Annotated in this window: 19 protein-coding genes; 14 read left to right on the top strand and 5 right to left on the bottom strand. The window is 52.9% G+C overall.

Going from position 1 to position 20,221, the window contains the following annotated elements:
• Position 1: 1 nt before the first annotated feature.
• From CCY01nite_RS24430 to CCY01nite_RS24370, 13 genes are all read left to right on the top strand, one after another.
• Complete coding sequence (locus tag CCY01nite_RS24430) at positions 2–673, top strand: conjugal transfer protein TraI (RefSeq protein ID WP_146867188.1); 672 nt, start codon at positions 2–4, stop codon at positions 671–673.
• Positions 674–678: 5 nt separating this feature from the next.
• Positions 679–1,317, top strand: coding sequence for a hypothetical protein (locus CCY01nite_RS24425; RefSeq protein ID WP_146867187.1), 639 nt, complete (start codon positions 679–681; stop codon positions 1,315–1,317).
• Positions 1,314–1,940 carry a TerB family tellurite resistance protein gene (locus CCY01nite_RS24420; protein ID WP_146867186.1) on the top strand — a complete coding sequence of 209 codons (627 nt, stop codon included), beginning with the start codon at positions 1,314–1,316 and terminating at the stop codon, positions 1,938–1,940. The genes CCY01nite_RS24425 and CCY01nite_RS24420 overlap by 4 nt, the downstream gene beginning before the upstream one ends.
• A 7-nt stretch (positions 1,941–1,947) precedes the next feature.
• The gene (gene traJ / locus CCY01nite_RS24415) at positions 1,948–3,153 is read left to right on the top strand and encodes a conjugative transposon protein TraJ (RefSeq protein WP_146867185.1); all 1,206 of its coding nucleotides are present in this window, start codon (positions 1,948–1,950) and stop codon (positions 3,151–3,153) included.
• An 11-nt stretch (positions 3,154–3,164) separates the two neighbouring features.
• The gene (gene traK, locus CCY01nite_RS24410; RefSeq protein WP_146867184.1) at positions 3,165–3,776 is read left to right on the top strand and encodes a conjugative transposon protein TraK; all 612 of its coding nucleotides are present in this window, start codon (positions 3,165–3,167) and stop codon (positions 3,774–3,776) included.
• Positions 3,773–4,099, top strand: coding sequence for a hypothetical protein (locus tag CCY01nite_RS24405; RefSeq protein WP_146867183.1), 327 nt, complete (start codon positions 3,773–3,775; stop codon positions 4,097–4,099). The genes traK and CCY01nite_RS24405 overlap by 4 nt, the downstream gene beginning before the upstream one ends.
• Positions 4,096–5,310, top strand: coding sequence for a conjugative transposon protein TraM (traM, locus tag CCY01nite_RS24400; protein WP_146867182.1), 1,215 nt, complete (start codon positions 4,096–4,098; stop codon positions 5,308–5,310). Before CCY01nite_RS24405 ends, traM begins: the two co-directional genes overlap by 4 nt.
• A 17-nt stretch (positions 5,311–5,327) precedes the next feature.
• Positions 5,328–6,173 carry a conjugative transposon protein TraN gene (traN, locus tag CCY01nite_RS24395; protein WP_146867181.1) on the top strand — a complete coding sequence of 282 codons (846 nt, stop codon included), beginning with the start codon at positions 5,328–5,330 and terminating at the stop codon, positions 6,171–6,173.
• Between the two features lie 10 nt (positions 6,174–6,183).
• A complete protein-coding gene (locus tag CCY01nite_RS24390) occupies positions 6,184–7,314 on the top strand; it encodes a hypothetical protein (protein WP_146867180.1) in 1,131 nt (376 codons plus the stop codon).
• A gap of 450 nt (positions 7,315–7,764) precedes the next feature.
• Positions 7,765–8,160 carry a DUF6943 family protein gene (locus CCY01nite_RS24385; protein WP_146867179.1) on the top strand — a complete coding sequence of 132 codons (396 nt, stop codon included), beginning with the start codon at positions 7,765–7,767 and terminating at the stop codon, positions 8,158–8,160.
• A 52-nt stretch (positions 8,161–8,212) separates the two neighbouring features.
• Entirely contained in the window at positions 8,213–8,983 is a 771-nt protein-coding gene (locus CCY01nite_RS24380) for a DUF3560 domain-containing protein (protein WP_146867178.1), read from the top strand.
• A 61-nt stretch (positions 8,984–9,044) separates the two neighbouring features.
• Positions 9,045–10,883 (top strand): ParB/RepB/Spo0J family partition protein, encoded by a 1,839-nt coding sequence (locus tag CCY01nite_RS24375; RefSeq protein WP_146867177.1) that lies wholly within the window; start codon positions 9,045–9,047, stop codon positions 10,881–10,883.
• 49 nt (positions 10,884–10,932) lie between these two features.
• Positions 10,933–11,406 (top strand): JAB domain-containing protein, encoded by a 474-nt coding sequence (locus CCY01nite_RS24370; RefSeq protein WP_146867176.1) that lies wholly within the window; start codon positions 10,933–10,935, stop codon positions 11,404–11,406.
• Between the two features lie 125 nt (positions 11,407–11,531).
• On the opposite strand, the gene CCY01nite_RS24365 is transcribed toward CCY01nite_RS24370, so the two are convergent.
• From CCY01nite_RS24365 to CCY01nite_RS24355, 3 genes are read right to left on the bottom strand one after another with little or no spacing between them, the layout of a single operon-like run.
• Complete coding sequence (locus CCY01nite_RS24365; RefSeq protein WP_146867175.1) at positions 11,532–12,761, bottom strand: hypothetical protein; 1,230 nt, start codon at positions 12,759–12,761, stop codon at positions 11,532–11,534.
• The gene (locus tag CCY01nite_RS24360) at positions 12,758–13,204 is read right to left on the bottom strand and encodes a Rieske (2Fe-2S) protein (RefSeq protein ID WP_146867174.1); all 447 of its coding nucleotides are present in this window, start codon (positions 13,202–13,204) and stop codon (positions 12,758–12,760) included. The genes CCY01nite_RS24365 and CCY01nite_RS24360 overlap by 4 nt, the downstream gene beginning before the upstream one ends.
• 19 nt (positions 13,205–13,223) lie before the next feature.
• Positions 13,224–14,426 (bottom strand): di-heme oxidoredictase family protein, encoded by a 1,203-nt coding sequence (locus CCY01nite_RS24355; RefSeq protein WP_146867173.1) that lies wholly within the window; start codon positions 14,424–14,426, stop codon positions 13,224–13,226.
• Positions 14,427–14,546: 120 nt separating this feature from the next.
• Here CCY01nite_RS24355 and CCY01nite_RS24350 point away from each other — a divergent pair, with 120 nt between their 5' ends.
• Complete coding sequence (locus CCY01nite_RS24350) at positions 14,547–15,200, top strand: metal-dependent transcriptional regulator (protein ID WP_146867172.1); 654 nt, start codon at positions 14,547–14,549, stop codon at positions 15,198–15,200.
• A gap of 45 nt (positions 15,201–15,245) precedes the next feature.
• Here the strand turns inward: CCY01nite_RS24350 and CCY01nite_RS24345 are convergent, their stop codons facing one another.
• Complete coding sequence (locus CCY01nite_RS24345) at positions 15,246–17,645, bottom strand: heavy metal translocating P-type ATPase (protein WP_246130037.1); 2,400 nt, start codon at positions 17,643–17,645, stop codon at positions 15,246–15,248.
• A 65-nt stretch (positions 17,646–17,710) separates the two neighbouring features.
• Positions 17,711–19,882 (bottom strand): TonB-dependent receptor, encoded by a 2,172-nt coding sequence (locus CCY01nite_RS24340; RefSeq protein ID WP_146867171.1) that lies wholly within the window; start codon positions 19,880–19,882, stop codon positions 17,711–17,713.
• Between the last annotated feature and the right edge of the window lie 339 nt (positions 19,883–20,221).

Here is a 20,221-nt window from a genome sequence, read left to right as displayed (position 1 = left end):
TATGAAACGGAAGATTTTTATCACACTCGTCCTCCTGGTCGTGTTGACAGGAGTACCCGTCAGCCGTACGTATGCGATTTGGCCCGTGGTTACCGCCGTGGTAAAGAAGGTGATCCGTGCGATGGATTTGCAAATCCAGCGGCTCCAGAACCGGACGATCACCCTTCAAAATGCCCAAAAGGCGCTGGAGAACATCATGGCGAAGCTGCGGCTGGAGGAGATCGGCCAGTGGACGGAACGGCAACGGGTATTGTATCAGGACTACTTCGCCGAGCTGTGGAAGGTAAAATCCGTCATTGCCTACTACCGGCGCGTGGCTGAGATCGTCCAGCGGCAACGCGCGCTGGTTGAAGAATACCGCCGGGCATTTGCCGTCATCCGGGAGGACCGGCATTTCAATGCGGCTGAGGTTGACCAGCTTCACGCGCTGTATTCCGGCATCCTTGCTGAAAGCCTAAATAACGTGGAAGACGTGCTGAACGTGGTCAATGCCTTCACCGTGCAGATGAGTGATGCTGACCGGCTGAAGATCATAAGTGAAGTTGCGGACCGAATGGAAGGGCATGTCGTCGCGCTGCGCCGGGTAACGCATCGAGCCGCCGGCCTCAGCCTCCAGCGCGCTCGGAGCGCAAAAGAGGCAAACAGGATAAAGGGCTTATACGGAATAAAATGACGCTCATGTACCGGAAAACTATTCTCATCCTCCTTTTGATGGTTCTCGCCGGGAGTGTGCGGGCTCAACTGGCCGCTGAATGGCTTCGCCAAAACCAGACACAGCGGAGGTATCTGGCGATTCAGATCGCCGCGCTTCAGCAATACCTGTCCTTGGCCCGCCAAGGGTATCAGGCTGTCAGTGGCGGGCTTCAGGTTGTCGGCCAGATCAAGCGCGGCGAATTCGATATCCATTCCGCATTCTTTTCATCGTTGCAATACGTCAGCCCCTTCATTCGGAGGCATCAGAAAGTGCTGAACCTTGCGGGCAGCTATGCATCTCTGATCGAACATTTCCGGCGTATGCGTGCCCGATGGGAAACTATTGAAGGCTTTCCCTCCTGGAAACGCAGCATCCTGGTGGACGCATATCTCCAGTTCTCCGACGATCTCGCCCGCGACCTGCTTTTTTTAACTGATCTCCTGACGGACCGCCGCTTTGAATTGAACGATGCGGAACGGCTGGAGCAGGTCGGGCACCTGGCCGCCCGGCAGGAATTGCGGCGGGCACGCATTCGGCAGCTTTCCGATGATTTCGAGCGTTCAGCGGCGGCCGCGGTCAGGAACAGCCGTGAACACCTTCACTTCAAAACCTTGTTGCCATGAAAAGCGCCGCTATTCTTTTGCTCCTCGTGCTGATGGGGTTTCACCCAGCGGGCGCCCAATCCCATGATGTAATTCAACTGGGGCTCAACATCGAGAAGTTAAATCAGTTCCGCCAGATATTGGCCGACATGCGCCGCGCCTACACAGTGCTCAGCCGCGGTTACAATGCTGTCCGCGACCTGTCCCAGGGGAATTTTAAGCTACATGAACTGTTTTTGGATGGCCTGATGGCGGTCAGCCCCGGCGTTGCCCGATATCGGCGCATTCCGGAAATTATCGCGATGCAGCGGATCATCGTCGCGGAATACCGCACCGCCCTTTCCCGGTTCCGACGAAAAGGGATGTTTACTCCCGACGAGCTTTCGGCCATTCAGCGCGTGTACGCCGGCCTCTTTGACAAATCTGTACGGAACCTCGAAGAGCTGATATTGATCATGACCGGAGGCAAGTTGCGGATGACCGATGCCGAGCGTATGGCGGCAATTGACCGCGTTTTTGCATCGGTGCAAGGCGATTTGTCCTCTTTGCGGCAATTCAATCTCAACACCGGCTCCGTGGCTCGCATGCGGGGCGGCAGGTTCCAGGAAATAGAACAGCTAATCGGCCGCCAGGCCAGTAAATAGGAAATCCATGAAAAAGTCCTTCCTGTTGGTGCTGCTGATAGCGGCATTGCCCGCCGTTTGTCTTGCCCAGTCGGGCGGAAACGCGGATATCCAGAAACTCCATGATATTCTTGACCGCATTTACGACGATATGATCCCGCTTTGCGGGCGCTTGACGACGGTGGCGCGGGGCATAGCCGGCTTCGGAGCCATCTTCTACATCGCAGCCCGCGCTGGCCGGAGTCTGGCGGCGGCGGAACCTATCGATTTTTTCCCGTTGCTGCGCCCTTTCGTGCTCGCTGTGCTGATCGGTATCTATCCGCTGGTGTTGGGCGTTATCAACGGTATTCTTCAGCCAACGGTTGACGCAACGAACGAGCTTGTCACCCAAAGCGACAACGCTGTAAAGGAACTGATGCGTGTGGAATATGAGTTACTCGCGAAAGGAAAGGCGGAATTGCCCCCCGGCAGCCCGGGGACCAACGATCAGGAAATGCAGGAATACTACAAGTACCTCAACGCTCAAACGGCGGGTGAAGAGGATTCCCGTGGATTCTGGAGCCTGATGTGGGGAAAGGTCGAAGGAACGATCCTTTACTACGTCCAACTTATCGTGTCGAAGATACTCCAGATCCTTTTCTACGCCGCTGCGCTTTGTATCGACGCCATGCGGACATTTCACCTGGTCATCCTCGCCATCGTGGGGCCGTTTGTCTTCGCCCTGAGCGTTTACGACGGTTTCCAGCATACGTTGTCCGTATGGCTTGCCCGGTATATAAACGTATACATGTGGCTTCCCGTTGCCAATCTCTTCGGTGCCATGATCTCCCGTATTCAAGAAAATCTTATCAAGAATGACATTGAAGCCGTGCTCGCTGGCGGAAATAATGCGACGTATAGCTTGACCAGCGTGGCTTACATCGTGTTCCTCGTAGTCGGCATCGTCGGGTATTTCACCGTGCCGTCGATCGCCAACTACATCGTGCACGCCAGTGGCGGCAATGCCCTGTTATCGAAGTTTCAATTTGCGGCGCGCACCGCTGTGGTTGCGGGTACAGGAGGCGCCGGAGCCGCGGCGGGCCCCTCTTCAGCAGCCGGGGCGTCGGCGGCTGGAAGTGCGGCAGCCGACACCGGCGCGTCCGACAAATTGCGTTACCCGATGGCGGATGCCGCAAACTCGGAAGGCTATAACAAGGACGCCGGGCATCAATTCAATCAAATCTCAGGTAAGTAAACTCCCAGGCTATGTTCCAACATTTCAAAAATGTAGATGCCGCTTTCCGGCACATCAGACTGTTTTCTTACCTATTCCTTGCCGTTAACGGTATTGGTTCCGCGCTGGCCCAATACTGGGCCGTGCGCGTTATCCGAGAAGAAAGGTCAAAGGTGTATGTACTCGCCAACGGCAAATTGTTGGAGGCAACAGGCACGGATAAGAGGCGCGTATTGGAAATAAGGGTGAAAGACCATGTGCGTGATTTCCATCATTTTTTCTTTACCGCTTCTCCCGATGAAGAAGCTATCCGCCGAGGCGTCACGCGGGCGCTGTATTTGGCCGACGCGACTGCAAAAAAGGAATATGACAACCTCCAGGAGTCAGGCTACTACACTGGGATCGTTTCCGGAAACATTAACCAGTTTGTTGAAGCCGACAGCGTTGCCGTTGATGTGAATGAAAATCCCGTCCGTTTTGCTTTTTATGGAAAGCTGAAGATCGTTCGCGCCACCTCCACCATCGTCCGCTCGCTCATCACCACGGGCACCATAACAGAAACCGCCGCAATCAGCGAAAATAACCCGCAGGGTATGCTGATTGGCGCATGGCGGATCATTTCAAACCAAGACATGCACCGATGAAAATTCTCCGAAACATCATCCGCGGGCACGATGAAGTTCCTCTTGCGCCGGAACGCCAGAACGGTCGGCGTTGGCTCAAGACGCTGGCGAGCTACCTCCGGCGCAGTGAGCAACTTTTTACTGTTAGGCAAAAACAAACGATGCTACTGTGCTTCACGCTGGTAGCCGGAACCTGTTTCATTCACTTGGCAATTACCGGGGTGATTTCGCCGAGAAACAGCCATCGCCCGCCGATCCGGCAGGAAAGGATCCAGCCCTTGCAGGCGCCGCTGCCACAGGCACTTTCGCTCGATTCGATTCAGAACAAAAACCATTTACCATGACTTCCATACCTCTCACAAAACTCGACATCCGTAAACTACTGAAGTTATTGCCAGTAGCGGCGTTCGTGCTGACGCTGGGGTTCTATTACCTTTTTACCTTTTTGCGGGAATCTGGCACTCCTGCGGAAAAAACCGGGAAAAGTGCCTTCAATACAGACCTGCCCGGCCCTAAGCTGGACGATCGGTATAAGAACAAACTGGATCTATATATGGAAGCACGCCAGGACAGCCTCCGCAAACTGAAGGAAGCTCGCAGAGACTCCCTTCTGTTCCCGGTCGAGGGCGTTGCACCTGAAATCGTGAACGTCCCTTCGCAACTACCGCAGGAAACTCGCCGTGCGACGTCAAGCACCGACCCCAACGAACGGAAGGTCGAGAAAGTGCTGGAGCGGCTACAGATGACCCTGGCCCAACAGGAAGCAGAGCCTCACATGCCCAACGCCGGTCTGCCGATTGCTGTTCCGTCCGACAATCAGGCTTCCGCCGACCTGGGGCAATTGGAAAAGCTCATGGGTGATGTGGCAACCCCACCTGAAGACGCTGAGATAAAGCGTTTGGACGGGATGCTGGACAAAATTTTGGAAATCCAGCAACCGGGGCGCAATCCCGGGCTTGCAAAGCCTGTTCCAGACGATACGCTGGAATCCTTCATCGCCACCGTTGCTGGCCCCAAGCCCAGCGAGCCTTCCGACAACGGTTTTTATGGGCTTTCCGAAGATCCTACACCTCAGAGCATAGAACAACCGCCCGGAAACGGGACGATTGCGGCCACGGTACATGCCGACCAGCGTGTACGTACTGGCTCCATCGTCCGGTTACGACTGCTGCAGGATATATATGTCAACAACGCCAAAATTCCGGCAAACAGTTTTGTCTTCGGAAGGGCCACTGTCGCCAAGGAAAGGGTTGAGCTCGATATTCGCCACGCTTTTTACGCCAATACGGTGCTACCGGTGAAACTGATCGTCTTCGATATCGACGGGATCGCGGGCATATCTGCGCCGGGCGCAGATGCCCGCGACGCGGGCCGTGAGGGGCTAAACCAGGCGGTGCAAAACCTGGAGCTGTACAACATGGACCCCAGCCTGGGGGCACAGGCAGCAGCATCCGGTATTCAGGCCGCCAAAAGCCTGTTATCGAAAAAGACGAAAACGCCATATGCCACGCTCAAAGCCAATCACAAAGTCATGTTGGTAAACACTCGTTTCTAACCATTCAATCATCTTATATGAAACAATGCATCATTTTACCGTTATTATTCCTGTTGACCCTCGGAAATGTGTCAGCCCAAATGTTGGAACTTCCTTCCAGCACGGCGCTCACCCCGTATTCGCTTTCCGTGGGCTACAACAAAACGACCGTGCTGATTTTTCCCGCGCCCATCAAGGATGCTGACAGAGGAAGGCAGGACATAATTGTAAGCCGGCAGGCAGGCGTCGGCAATGTGTTGAAGGTGAAAGCCGCCCGCAAAGATTTCGAGCCGTCCAGTCTCCATGTCTTTACTGCGGACGGGAAGGTATATTCCTTTGAAATCACCTTTGGGGCCGGTAGCGGCGGCACTTTCGATTTGTCACGCCTGGCGGCTTCGACAGGCCGGGCGGCGCAGCATATGCCACTGATCTTCCCCGAAATGGAGGATGGCATGCCCGATACCCAGCTACGGTTGTGTAAAGTTGAAGCTGGACAGCCCTTTTTCAGAAAAACGGCAAGAAATCACCAGCTTCGCCTGCGGTTGCTATCGATCCACTTCGACCAGGACAGGCTTTATTTCCGGTATCGCATATGGAACAAATCTTCTCTTCCATACTTTATCGATTTCACCCGCATGTATATTTCTGACGGTCGCCAGGTAAAACGGGCAACCGCTCAGCAGCAGGAGCTTGTACCGGATATTACAGCCGGGAGTAAGATGGTGCCTGGCCATTCATCTGCTGAGCTCGTTTTTGTAGTGAAGCGGTTTACTATACCCAAAGGGAAGAAGTTCCAGCTCGAAATCTACGAAAAGGACGGCGGACGGAATATTCAGATGGAAGTACGGAACCGGCATCTGTACAAGGCCAGACCATTATTCTAAAATCAGGTACATGAATTTTGCGCAAACCGGCCCGGTGAACCGTGTCGCCGAGGCTCTTTCCCTCTACGCGATTCAGGAGGCCCAATCTATCGCAGCCAACCCGGCAGGCTGGAAACAGGATGCTTCGGGACTTGATTTGAAAATTCGGTTCTACGAGGGTATCGCGGCGGCGGCTTACCCGCACCCCTCGAAGGCCGAGCGCAGCACCCTTCGGTTTGTACGTCATCAGATAAGGCGGATGAGCGCGATGAAATACCCGACGCCGTTTCGTCGGCTAATTTATCATCCCGTTTCCATTTTTCTGCGGGACATCATGCTGCAGCGACGCCAGGGCTTTCGGCAAACGGAAACACAGATTCGGCACACGATGCGCAACGAATTGCGGACGCTGAACCACCATGCCGTACAGCAGTCGTTGAATGACCATGGATTTCGACTTCCGGTAGAGACGATCCTGAGAAAGATGATGGCTCAGGAGATGCCGCAGTTTCATTTCAGGTATGCAGACCCGGCAAGATGTAAGAATACTGAGTTCGTCCTGCATTTTGCGAAGGTGCCGGGAAGTGATTTTTACTACTTCCACTCCTTCGATGCCGCTGCCCGGCCTGACCTCCAGTCTATGCTGAACCGCCCTGCCGGAGCGGTGCAGCAATCTTTTGACTTGTATGCGGGAAAGTCGTTTTCAGCAACGGATGCGGCTGCTTTGGTAAACGGCGGCTTTGTCGCCCATATCGAAGATGGGTACGAGAAATGGTATTCCCTGGACACTGCCGGGCAGCATCTACCCGGACAGGTTCCTTTAATCATTCACTCCTTCGATTTGGAGGCGGAGTTGAAAAAACTGCCTATGAAACCCTTATCTGCAACCCAGTCCACGAATTTGATTCGGGCATTACGGGAAGGTCAGGCGCGATCCGTTGAACTTCAGATAGATGGACGCGGAGTTCGTTGTAAAATACAAGCGGCGCCACAGAGCCGGGCATTGGCAATATATGACGAACGTGGACGCCGCATTACCATCGCGAGCACTACAAAGAAGAATACGGACGCGAAAGCCAGCCTGGAAAACGGATTGCGAGTATTGAGTGATATAGAAAATACGCTTACGGTCGATAAAAAGAAAAGGAAAATTGGCAAATAGGCTTCCCGGTGTGGTCTTTTTTTTAGGTGCCGGCAGTTAATATCTATTGTGCGTTCGTTGCGACGCTCCGTTCATCGGCATTATTCCTATTTAACTTACCATTCGTTTTTTATACAAACTGTCGGAACCGCTAGTAGAAAGTGTTTTAGCCTGAAACAGTATAAAAATAAAGCATCCAAGAAGGGGAAAGAATAAAAAAGAGCGGCTAAGATAGTCGCGGGGTTTGGAATTGACAAATCGCGGAGTGCCATAAACACGGGGCTCGGCTTTGGGGCATAAAAAAGGCCATGCAGTAAAACGACTGCATGGCCTTTTTTATGCCCCGCTCTCTTTTATAGCTCCGCGATTTGTCAATGTCCAACTCCCGCGACTCGTAAATGCCTTTCTTTTTTACTCTTTCCCCTTTCCAGAATGTTTTACCGCGGCTGACGCCGCAAAAAAATAAAGAATATGAAAGATTTCACACTTCAAACTTACAATCCTTCGGCCGCCCAGCCCGGTAGCCTCTATCTGCTTTCACGTGGAAAGAACTCCGGTAAACCTGGATTTGAGCCCTGGCGGAATAGCTACGTGTTGTTCTGCGATCCAGATGATCTCTACAAATATTACTGGTGCATCTACGGAATGTGGCAGGCGAAGGCGTTTCGTCAATATCTCCGCGGCACCTGTGTGCAATACATTTCAATTGGGGTTATGAAAACCGCTATCGTTTCTACGATGGTGGCTTTTTCCAACATCAACCGCTATATGGATCGACTACAGGCCATTGCGGCCCTCGAGCTGAATCTGCTCCAAAAGATCAAACTGATAGAGGCATTGAAGCAAAGCCTACTCCACTCAGCATGAACATTCACCAAATAAACGGGAGTGCCGCCGGTTAAGTGGTACATCTGAGATTATGAAACACGATTATCAAGAACGCAAGCAAAACCGCATCACGCGTGCCCTGGAGTTAGCCAGGAAAAAGGAACAGGAAAGCGATCAGCTTTACGATCATGCAAACAAAATGGCTTCGGTAATCCCGATGGGCCAGCCGATTCTCGTAGGTCATCATTCCGAAAAAAGAGATCGCCGGTATCGCAGCCGAATCCACAACACTTTCGGTAAAGCCTTCAAATCCGCTGAACAGGCGGAATACTACCGGGAAAAGGCGCAGATCATAGAGAGTAATGATGCCATTTCTTCCGATGATCCGGAGGCGATTTCCAAATTGGAGGATAAACTGGCGCACCTAAGTGCGCACCATGCTTTCATGAAAGCGGCGAATAAGTGCGTAAGAAAGCATGATATGGCCGCTTTCCTCCAGCTTGACGGGGCTTCAGAGGAGCTGTGGAAGGAATTGCACGACGAGAATGGTAATCCTGTCGGTTTCCCGCACTATCGGCTGCCTTATGCTAAAGCGGAAATGAAACGTATCGAAACCAGGATCGCGTTGCTGAAAAGATACGACGGCCAGGAGAACGAGGAAACCGAGAAAGGTGGCGTCCGCATCCTCCGGAATGTTGTAGCTAATAGGGTTCAGATATTTTTTCCGTCGAAGCCCGACGAAGAAACACGTACTCGCCTGAAAAAAGCCGGTTTCCGTTGGTGCCGCAGGGAATCCGCATGGCAAAGGCAGTTGTCCAGTTGGGCAGAGTGGCAAGCTAAGGATTTCCTCCCGGCAGGATGAGTTGAACAGCCCCGGCGCCAGGCGCCGGGGAAATTACAGTTGTTAATCAAAAAAATATAATATGAAAAATACTAAAGGAACGATAAGGAAAACATCTGCGGAAGCATCCGCCCCAAAAAACACCAAAGTGAGCAAAGCCGCAGCACCCGTATCGGAAATTACAGTCATTCAGGTGCAAGCCCGTGATATATCCTTCAATCCGAAGAATCACCGGCAGCTTTATTCCGAAAGTGCTTTACAGGATTTTGCGCATGAGCTGGCGCTTCACGGCATTATTTCACCGATTACGATCCGAACAGTAAAGGGGAAATATGAACTCGTTGTCGGTGAACGCCGTCTGCGTGCGGCGTTGTTGGCCGGTATCAAGAAGGTGCCCGCTATTGTGAGGGAATATAATGATGCTGAGGTTAATGAAATACAACTGGCGGAGAACCTTCAGCGGGAAGATCCACATCCGCTGCATATCGCGCATGCAATAAAGATCATGAGAGATGCGGGACTGTCGATTGACGAGATTTCTTCCCGGTTGGGCAAATCTGCCACTTTTGTGTATGCACGCTTAAAGTTGCTCACCTTGATTAAGGATTTTCAGGAAGTGTTCCTCAGCGGAAAGATTTCGACAAATGACGCCTTCCAAATAGCCAGTTTGTCGCAAGAGGCCCAGGAGGATTTCTTTTCCGAGTATTTCTCAAACTGGCAATCAAATTCGTATCTGCCGGCAAAGAACCTGGAATCAGAATTGAAGAAATACCGCTGTAATCTGAATAATGCAACTTTTGATACGGAAGACAGTGAATTATTACCCGATGCTGGTGCCTGCGGGAACTGTCCTTTCAATAGCGCCTACCTTCAGACTCTCTTTCCCGACTTATCAAAGGAACGTCAGTGTATGAACAGCAGTTGTTTTATCCGGAAATCCGACGAAGGTTTCCGCCGGAAAGTCGGGAAATCCGTCGAGGAATTTCAGCCAGCGTTTTTCATCATCCGGCCTTATACGTCAGATCGCATAATGTCTATGCTCGCCGGATTCGAGAGCATTATGATAATTAAATCCGATGAAATTACATGCCTTGAAGAACCGGAATTGCCCAATCGCGATGACTACACTAACGAGAATGAAGAAGAGTACGATGATGAAGACGATGTTTTTGAAAATGGCGATAAACAGTATGAAGGCGCGATGGAGGAATATCAGCAAGCTCACGCTGAATTCCTGGCTGAAATTGAGAGTGGAGGCTATCAGAAAGGGCTGGAAGTGAGAGAAAATGCTATTGAAAGACAATACTTCATCGTTGGAAAAAGAACAACGCCCGTGAAGCAAACTGCCAAAGCTGTACAGGAAGCCATCAAAAACAAGACGGTCACGCCGGAAATGCTGGAAAGTGAAATCGAAAGGATCGACGATCGTGAAATTCGGGCAAAGGAACTGGATATCAGGAAGATACGGACTGATATTTACGATAAGTACGGGCAACACGTGGCCGAACAGGGTGCAAACCTGCCGGTGACTGCGGAAGATTCCCTTTCAGTCAGGTTACTGGTTTATGAACGTCTGGATTTCCATCGGCGTCTTGTAATTGATGAACTGCTGGAGACAAAGATGGGCGATACCGATATAGCTCCCGAGGCTTATCTACATATGGCGCTGGGTATGATAACGGATGCTGAGTTTTGCTTTATGGTGCGACTGGCATTGACCTGTACCATGAGCAGCCAATATCTCCAGAACGGTCCGGCGTATTTCCTCCGGAGCGCCGCCATTGCCAGTGGCGTTGATGTGGCACATATTGAGCGGTCCCAGCAGGAAGTTGCGGAGGCGCGGGTAGACAGGGTCGCAACGCGCACGCATGAGCTTGACCGTTTATCAGAACGGTTAAAAAGGAAACGCAATGCTCAATAATCTATAAGCACAGCCGGGCGAATTTGCCCGGCTGTTTAAATTTTGTACTATGGTAGTAAATACCCGAAGGAGCTTCCAGGTTCCTGAAATTATCCTGAAATACTTACCCAAGGTGGCGCCTGGCCAAAGGGAAACATGTAATTCAATAGATTATGCGTTCGGTTGCTTCATCCGTTCATGGAATACGGCAGAAATATTCCTGTTGGAGGAGTTTAAGGTATTACTTCTCGACCATTCTGCCGGTATTATTGGCCTATCTTCCATCGGGAAAGGTGGCCGGACGAGCGTTGTTGTTGACATTCGGATGATACTACTTCTGGCGATAAAAGCGATGGCAACAAAAATCATCGTCGCACATAATCATCCATCGGGTAATATCCGCCCTTCCCGTGCGGATATCCGATTGACGGATCAGTTAAACAAAGCGTGTAAAATAGTGGAGATCGAGCTTGTAGATCACTTAATTATCGCGCCTGATAAATTCTTTTCCTTCCGCGAAGACGGAAGTCTATCAATAACGTAGAATTAGAAAGAGTTGCGGACAACCAGTTGGCGTACCGAGGTGGTGCTGGGGGGAATTTATGCCCCTGTGTTTGCTGTTTGGCCTTTGATCGGGGATTGGCATGTTTTGTTTTCTTATTTGCCCCACTAAAAATACGTCGAGAACCCGAACTGGAAGCCCGCCAGGCGCGAAGGCGGATTGCCCAGTAGGTCTTTCTGCCAGTTGTAGCGGTAGTTCAGCCGGATGACGGTTTGCGCAACCGGCCGCCAGCTTACCGCCGGAACAAGGGAAAACACCTCGTCCGCGATGCGCCCGCCCGTCGATTTGAAATGATCCCGGTTCCAGTCTACATACTCGCCGCGCAAGGCAACATTCAGTACCGCTTTCTCAAACCCAAACATCGGTTTCTTCAAAACGGGCTGGACGATATCCACGAACCCTCCCTGCTGGCGGCTCCCGTATTGCTCGGTGTAAGTATCGGGCACATCGACCTTCACCCAGGCCCATTCTCCGGTAATCTGCGTGCCAACCCGCGGCAGGATCGTGTTGAAATCCACCGCGCAGGCGGTTACCCGCCGTTTTTTGTCCAAAGTAAGGCCGTCGTCCTCGAACTTGTTGTAGACGCCGCCCATGTACGACAGTCCAAGTTCCCCGATCTGTTTGTTTTTCACGGCCACTTTGCCGGTAACCAACGGAATGCCGTTGAAGCTTTCCTCGAACCGGTCCCGGTTTTCTTTGCTGGCCGGCAGGAACGTTTTGTTTTCGGAATTGTCGATGATCTTATCGTCGAAGCCGTTGGTGAGATAGGCTTCGTAAGCATACACCCAGTTATCCGTATATTTTTTGCCGAATACGCCGAAACCTACGTTGCTCCAGGTGGCGGGGAGCATTTGCGTGGCGGAGACCGGGCGGTCGATGAACTCCCATTTCGGGCCGTCGTGGTTTTGATTGAATGCGCCAATCGGGTTCATGACCACGCCACCGCGCAGGTTCAGCAGGGGCGCGATTTCGATGTCGACGGAAGCAAACTCGATATTGATTTCCTTCGTCCCGTCTTCAAATTCGATTTCGGACAGGAATTTTATCCGCTTGTAAATGGTAGAGGCAACAAACAGCGTGAGGCGCCGCATCTGGAACTGATGCCCTTCGCTGACGCCGTTTTCCTGCAGGTACTGGTAGTTGGCTTCCACATAACCGCCGAGCGACACCGGCAGTTTGCCCAACTGCAGGAAAGGCCGGTTATACACCGCGTCCATGTTCAGCTGCGTCCGGGTCGAATCTTTTGACACCCTGCGGAGTAAAACGGGATCGATTTGCGCAAGGGCATCCAGCGATGCAGCGGTTGATAACAATATGAGGAGTAGTGTTTTTTTCATATGGCTCTGAGATCAATGAATAGCTGGTTGTTGTTGATGGAAACGGGAAAAGTGCGCAAGTCGTTATCGGCCGGCCCGCTGGTCACTTTGCCGGTATTGCTGAATTCGCTGCCGTGCGCCGGGCACTGCAACGAAGCGCCGGAAGCCTGCAGCTCCGCGCCCTGGTGGGTGCAGCGCATCCAGAGGGCGGAAAACCGGTCGTCGCTAAAGCGGTATACGCAAATGGGATATTGCAACGCCTCATTCCGGACAATGACGAACGACCGGTAAGCCGGGCTGCCGCTTTTCCCGGTCAGGAAGGCGGATTTGTCGATGGTAATCCCGTCTTTCCCCAGCATGCCGTTGATGTAGTGGGTAGCGCTGCAGCTGGAAAGAAGCGCCGGAATGCCCGTTATCGCCAGGCAGGCCGTACAGGAGTTGGTGATAAAGTCTCTTCGGTTCATGAAAATCAGGAGTGAAAGTTTACAGTGATTCCAGGAATTTGATCAGGGCTTCCTTTTCGCCCGCCGGGAGCAGTTTGTACTTGTTCCGGCTGATTTGCGCTTCGCCGCCATGCAGCAGGATCGCGGCTTCGATGGAGTGTGCCCGTCCGTCGTGCAATAGGAAATACTGCCCGCCCTGCGATTTTTTGGACAAGCCGAGTCCCCAAAGCGCAGGGGTACGCCATTCCGCGGTGGTGGCGGTTCCTTCGGTGTACCCATCGTTGAGTTCCGGCCCCATGTCGTGCAGCAGCAGGTCGGTATAGGGAGAAAAGGTAATGTTGGCCAGGGAGGTAATGTCTGATGCGCCGGTCGAAAGCGTTGGCGTGTGGCATCTGGCGCAATCTATTGCTGTAAATACCTGCTTTCCTTTCTGCACAATGGCATCCTGTTGGTTCCGCTGGACCGGCGCCTTGAGCGTTTTCAGGTAAAACACGACATCCAGCACCGTCTGGTTGGACACTTCCGGGTCGATCTCCTGCCCGGTATAGGTATCATAATGCTCGTAGGTGGAACTGATGCCCATATCCTGGTTATAGGCGTTGGCTGTTTGCTGCATGAGGTCATATACTGCGGCTTTTTTGCCAAACCGCCCGATGTATTTGTTGTTCCTTTCGGCATATCCTGGCCGCAAGGCGGTATAGTCCGGGATATGTATCCAGTTGGGCCGACCGGAAATACCATCGCCGTCGGCGTCTTTTTCGTCGCTAAGGGAAAGCAGCACCGCGTCCGGAACGGCATCCAGCAGCCCCAGGCCCGTGTTGGCCGGCGGCGTGAATTTCGAGAACGTGGCTCCGGCGGGGATTTGCTCAGGCTGAAATCCGGGGATGGCCCTGTTTTGCAGCTGCGGGCCACCGAGTTTCAGGAAAAGGTTGCCCGCTATCGTATCGGATTGGCCAAAACGGGTCAACGTGGTGAAAGGATGCCCTTTTCCGTCGCCCGCATGGCAGCTGCCGCAGGAATTGGCCACAAATAAGGGGCCCAGGCCGGTGGAGGCGGTGAAGATTTCGTCGTTGAAGGCTACATCGCCACGCAAAAAGATCTTGTTTTGTTCGTGGGTGAGCCCCTCGATGGGGCCGTCCAGCACGTCGTCGTCGGCCGGCGGGCGGGGCAGCGCTTTTTCACAGGCAGTTCCCCATCCTATAAAAGCGAGGATTACCGCGTAAACTTTGATTTTGGTTTGCATAAATATATTAATAGACGTACAAAATTATTAATTTAGACAAACCGATTCATTATATTTAGACAAGTCTAAATAATATATTTAGTACGCCTTTCATTAAATTGCAGCCATAATCTGGGAACCGTGCATTCAATAACTGAAGAAAACTATCTGAAAGCGATTTATACGCTGCAGGGAAACGGCGATGGCCTTGTGAGCACGTCCGACCTGGCGAAGGCGCTGGGTGTGCAGCCCGCTTCCGTTACGGATATGGTGAAGAAAATCGTAAAAAAGAAGCTGATTACCTACTTGAAGATGAAAGGCGTCAGGCTCACCGAAAAAGGAAAGCTCGCGGCCATCGCCATCATCCGGAAACACCGGCTTTGGGAGTGTTTCCTGGTAAACAAGCTGGGTTTTAAGTGGGATGAAGTGCATGAGGTGGCTGAACAGCTGGAACATGTGCAAAGCGAGCAATTGATAGCGCGGCTGGATGAATTCCTGGGTTTTCCCGTTGCAGATCCGCACGGAGATCCGATTCCGGACGCGAACGGTGTATTTTCGGAACCGCCATCTTTTCCGCTGGCCACCTTATCCGCCGGGGGGAAAGGCAAATTCGTTGGCGTCATCGACCATAGCCCGGCTTTCTTGACTTACCTCGATAAAATCGGGCTTGCGCTGGGCGATCTGATCAAAGTGAAAATGGTGGAAGAATTCGATAAAAGCCTCACCATATTGCTGAAGAACGAAAAATCGATCATGGTGAGTTTTAAAGTGGCGAATAACCTGCTTGTGAGTTAAAAGATTGGCCGGATTCGTCCCAAAACGATACCCGGCCAAAGTACGTTAAAATTTCATCCGTTGAATCCGGACGGCATTCAGAATCGCCAGCAGCGCCACGCCTACATCCGCAAAAACCGCCTCCCACATGGTAGCCAATCCCCCGGCTCCGAGAATCAACACGATGGCCTTAACCCCAAACGCCAGGGCGATGTTTTGCCAAACCACCCGGTTCGTCGCGCGGCCGATCTTCATGGCAACAGGAATGCGGGATGGTTGATCGGTCTGGATCACTACGTCTGCCGTTTCGATCGCGGCGTCGCTACCCAGCCCACCCATGGCGATGCCCACATCGCTGAGCGCGAGCACCGGGGCGTCGTTGATACCATCGCCGACGAAAGCAACAACGGCACCGGGTTCTTTCTTGATCTGCTCAACTTTTTCCACCTTATTTTCCGGCAACAGATCGCCGAAAGCGCGGTCGATTTTCAGCACCGAGGCTACTTTGTCAACGACGGCCTGTTTGTCACCGCTGAGCATCGTAGTCTGCACGTTCATGGCATGCAGGGCGCGGACAGCCTCCTGGGCGTCTTCCTTCAGCTCGTCGGCGATCGTAAGGTAGCCGGCAAATTTGCCGTCCACGCCCACGAGTACCACCGTATCGGAAATGGCCGTAGCTTCCTGCGGAACGGGAATACCGAGTTTCTGCATCAGTTTGCCATTGCCGGCGGCAACTACCTTCCCTCCAATCGTACCCTTCAGGCCGTGCCCGCTGATTTCCTCCAGCGTATTTACAGCCAGGCCGTCGGCAGATTTCCCAACGTGCTCCACGACTGCGGCAGCAATGGGATGGGTTGATTTGCTTTCCAGCGCGGCGGCCAGCGGTAACCAGGTTTCCTCCGTAATGTCGAAGCTGCGGACCTCCTGCACCTTAAAAACGCCTTTGGTCAGCGTACCGGTCTTATCCATCACCACGCGGTTCACTTTGGTAATCAGATCGAGGTAGTTGGAGCCTTTGAACAAAATCCCCTTGCGGGATGCGGCGCCGATTCCGCCGAAGTAACCGAGCGGTATGGAGATCACCAGCGCACAGGGGCATGAAATCACCAGGAAGATGAGCGCCCGGTACAGCCAGTCGTTAAACACATAGTTATCGACGAATAAATAAGGCAACAGCGTAATACCGATGGCGAGGAATACGACGATAGGCGTGTAAACCCGCGCGAATTTGCGGATGAACTGCTCCGTTTTCGCTTTCCGAGTGGTCGCTTCCTGTACCATTGTCAGAATGCGCGCAAGGGAACTATCATTGAACAGTTTCGTCACCTGCAACTCTACAACTTTTTCCTGGTTGATCATACCGGCCAGTACGGTTTCACCTTTACGGAAGGTCGAAGGTTTGCTTTCGCCCGTCAACGCCGCAGTATTGAAACTGCTGCCATCGTTGAGGATGACGCCGTCCAGCGGCACTTTTTCGCCAACTTTAACCTGGATGGTTTCGCCGACTTTAACCGCCGTGGGGCGCACCACCTTTGACTTTCCGTTGATGAGCACCGTGGCGGTATCAGGCCGGATATCCAGAAGCGCCTTGATGCTGCGCTTCGCCCGGCTGACGGCCGCGCTCTGGAAGAGTTCGCCGACGGTATAAAAAAGCATAACGGCTACGCCTTCCGGGTATTCCCCGATGTAGAAGGCCCCCAGCGTGGCGATCGTCATCAAAACGAATTCGGTGAACACATCGCCCTTGAACAGCAGCCGGATGCCATGCATGGCCACTGGCCAGCCGACCGGAAGATAAGCGATACCATACCAGGCCAACCTTACCCAGCCGGTGAAAAAGGACGGCTGGATGAAGTTGTCTGCCGCCAGGCCAACCATGAGCATCACGAAGCTAATGATGGCGGGCAGGTATTCCCGCCATGGAGATGATCCCGGCTGTGCATGGGAGTGATCGTGCTCTTCTCCATCCTCATCGTCCTCGGTAATTGCACCCGTTTCATGGTCGTCTGCGGTGGTAGTGGTAGCTTTTATTTTCACCCCTTGCCGTTCGATTTCCTTCAAAATGGTAGCCTTGTCCGTCGCTGTTTGGTCAAATTCGATGCGGATGTTGCCGGTGGCGGAGACGGAAGCATCCACGATGCCGTTCACATTCTTCAGTTGACTTTCCACCGCGGAACCTTCGATCATTTCCCGGATTGCCTCGACTTCGATCACCAGATGACCGTATTTTCGGGAAATGGATGCGCCGGCCTCCTGGGCAAAATGTTGGATCTGCTCCAGCGAAATTTCATCCGGATCGAAATGGAAACAAAGCCTGGCGCTGTTCTGCTCATCCGCCGGAACGACGTGCGCCTTTTCAATACCCTTATGTTGCTGCATGGCCGCGATGACGCGCTGTACGCAGGCATCCCTTTCATCCGGTACTTCCGGCAAAACCAAATCCAGGTCGATCTTGATTTTTTCCATATGAGGGCTTTGTATAGGCGGCGCCCGTTGATTTACGAACGCCGCCAGCGTTAAATCATCAAAGTTTATAAGCGCAGTTTCAGGCCGCCGTTTACGACGAAGCCATCCAGCGGTGCGTAGATATCGCGGAATACGGGATTCGTAACGGTTCCTTTGTAAATCGTATCAAAACGGGTCTGCCGGGTATCAAGGAAGTTCTCGAAGTTTACGAACAGGGAGAATTTTTCCCAGATCTTCTCCGCCATGAATCCGCAAATCCAATACGGTTTACCGGTGCTGCCATCGCTGAGCTGCTGTTTGCTGTAGTAGTAGCCTTCCAGCCCGAATTTCCATTTTTCTTCGATCTCATACATCAGCACGTTGTTGAGCCGGTGGCGGGAAGTCAGGTAGTTTTCCCGTTTGATGCCATTTTCATTGATCTGCGCATCGGTAAAAGTGTAACCGATGAACAGTTTGAGATCGCCATAGCTCACCTTTACATTTGTTTCCCATCCCTTTGTATCGATATGGCCTTCCGCATTGACCAGCCGGTAAAGATTGCCGGGGGCATTGGTCAGCAACAGCGGGTCGTTGATACGGGTGTAAAAGAACAGTTGGTTCACGCTGAGGCTTACTTTGCCGTCTGCGAAGTCGGTGCGGTAATTCAGGTCGAAATTGGCACCGTAGGACCGTTCCAGTTTGTTATCGTCCGCGTTGATGGGCAAAACGGAATGATACTGGAGCCGCTCCGTTTCTTCGGTAAAAATGGTGGGCGTTTTGTAGCCCAGCCCGCCGCCGATCCGGGACGAGAATTTCGGCGAAAATTTGAACAGCACGGACGCGCGGGGCAGCAGCACGAAGCCATAATCGATCACGTAATCGCCGCGGAGCCCGGTTTCGACGTGGACGGCCTCGCTGGCCTTCCAGGTGTTTTGCACGAAGGCGCCGATGGTGTTCTGGTCGTAATTCCGCAGCGGGATGGTGTCGGTCTTCGCTTCCTTGAAATTATCGGTGTACAAGTTTACGCCTCCGACCCATTCTGACCGTTCTCTACGCAAACTGTAGGCGGCTTCCGTGTAGGAAGACCACTGCGTACCGTCGAATACATAACCCGGAATGCTGAGCTTTCGTTTAAAGTTGTTGACAGAATTTTTCACCGTCAGGCTGCTGTTTTCGCTGAAATCGTGGTCAAAAGCCAGTTGGGTGCTGTACCGCTGGGTTTTGTTCTTCTCAAAATAGGAGTGTGTAGCGTCGCCCCGGCCCTTGATATACTGGATATCCCCGCCGGTACGATCTTCCAGCGTGGCGTTCACCCCAAAGTTCAGGCGCGTGCGCGGGTTGAAGTACAGGAACAGTTTCGGGTTGATGTTATACCGTTCAAACTTGGGGATCGCGGTGAAACCCGTGTTGGACGGATCATACGGCCGGTTACTGTTGCGGGAGGCAAACACGGTAAGGCCGACTTTCTCAAACTTCTGGCCGTAGAAACCGCTTACGTCAAGCCCACCGGCGGAGGTGCCGTTCACCAGGAACCGGAGATCCCTTTCTTCCGTGGGCGTCCGCGAGATTAGGTTGACCAGGCCGGCGATGGCGCCACCGCCGTAGAGCGTGGAGGCCGAGCCCTTGATGACCTCTACCTGTTTGAGGTCGAGCGGCGGCGTCTGCAAGAGGCCCAGCCCGCCGGAGAAACCGGCATACAGGGGGAAACCGTCTTTGAGGATTTGGGTATATCGACCGTCCAACCCCTGAATGCGGATGCTGGAATTGGCGGACGTGGCGGAAACCTGCTGCGTCTGGATACCGGTGCTTTCGTTGAGCATCATGCGGATATCGCCGGGCTTCATATTGCCCTTTTCCTCCAGCTCCTCGCCCGCGATGAACTCCACGCGGGTCGGGATGTTCTGGATGGTGCGGGTGCTGCGGGTGGAGGTAATCACCACTTCCTCGATTTCTTCGGATTCTTCCTCCAGCAGAATTGTCAGGGTGTCAGTACCGCGCGGGAATACCAGCGTGTCGATAATCGTTTCAAAACCCACAAAGCTGAAGGCGACTGCCTGCCGACCGTCAGGGATGTTCCGGAGGATGGCGATGCCATCTTCCCCGGTTTTCGCGCCGAGCGACGTTCCGGGCAGGGCAACTGTTGCTCCGCTCAGCGGCTCCTTGCTATCTGCTTCCAGGATGCGCGCGATCAGCACGTTTTGTGCATTGCATATATAGCTGATACAGGCCAGCAAGCCCGTAAATACGATTCTTTTCATAATGGTTTATAGTATGATAAAACAGTTCAATTCGCCTCTTTCGGAGGCGATGCCAATGGTTGATATGGGGAATCAGGCCTTGGGTGGGTGCCAGACGGCAGGCTGGTAGATGGAAAGAACGGAACTATCCGGTGTACTGAAAATATGCGTCGTGGGGATAGTCCAGGCGGTCAGGATTACCTTATTCGCAGTAACGACCACGCCGTGGCAAGTATTACAGGAAAAGAAGGGGGAACACGGGAGCTCGGGTTTTTCGTGCTTTTCGTGATCGTTATGGTCTGTGCATGCCTGGCCAGTAGCCAGCTCCATCTCGTTCTCACAGCATGCGTCATCGCCGCA

The organism is Chitinophaga cymbidii, assembly GCF_007992715.1.
In the GTDB taxonomy this organism is placed as follows: Bacteria; Bacteroidota; Bacteroidia; order Chitinophagales; family Chitinophagaceae; genus Chitinophaga; species Chitinophaga cymbidii.
The sequence above is the reverse complement of the archived record's forward strand: the minus strand, read 5'-3'. Positions and strand labels throughout refer to the sequence as shown.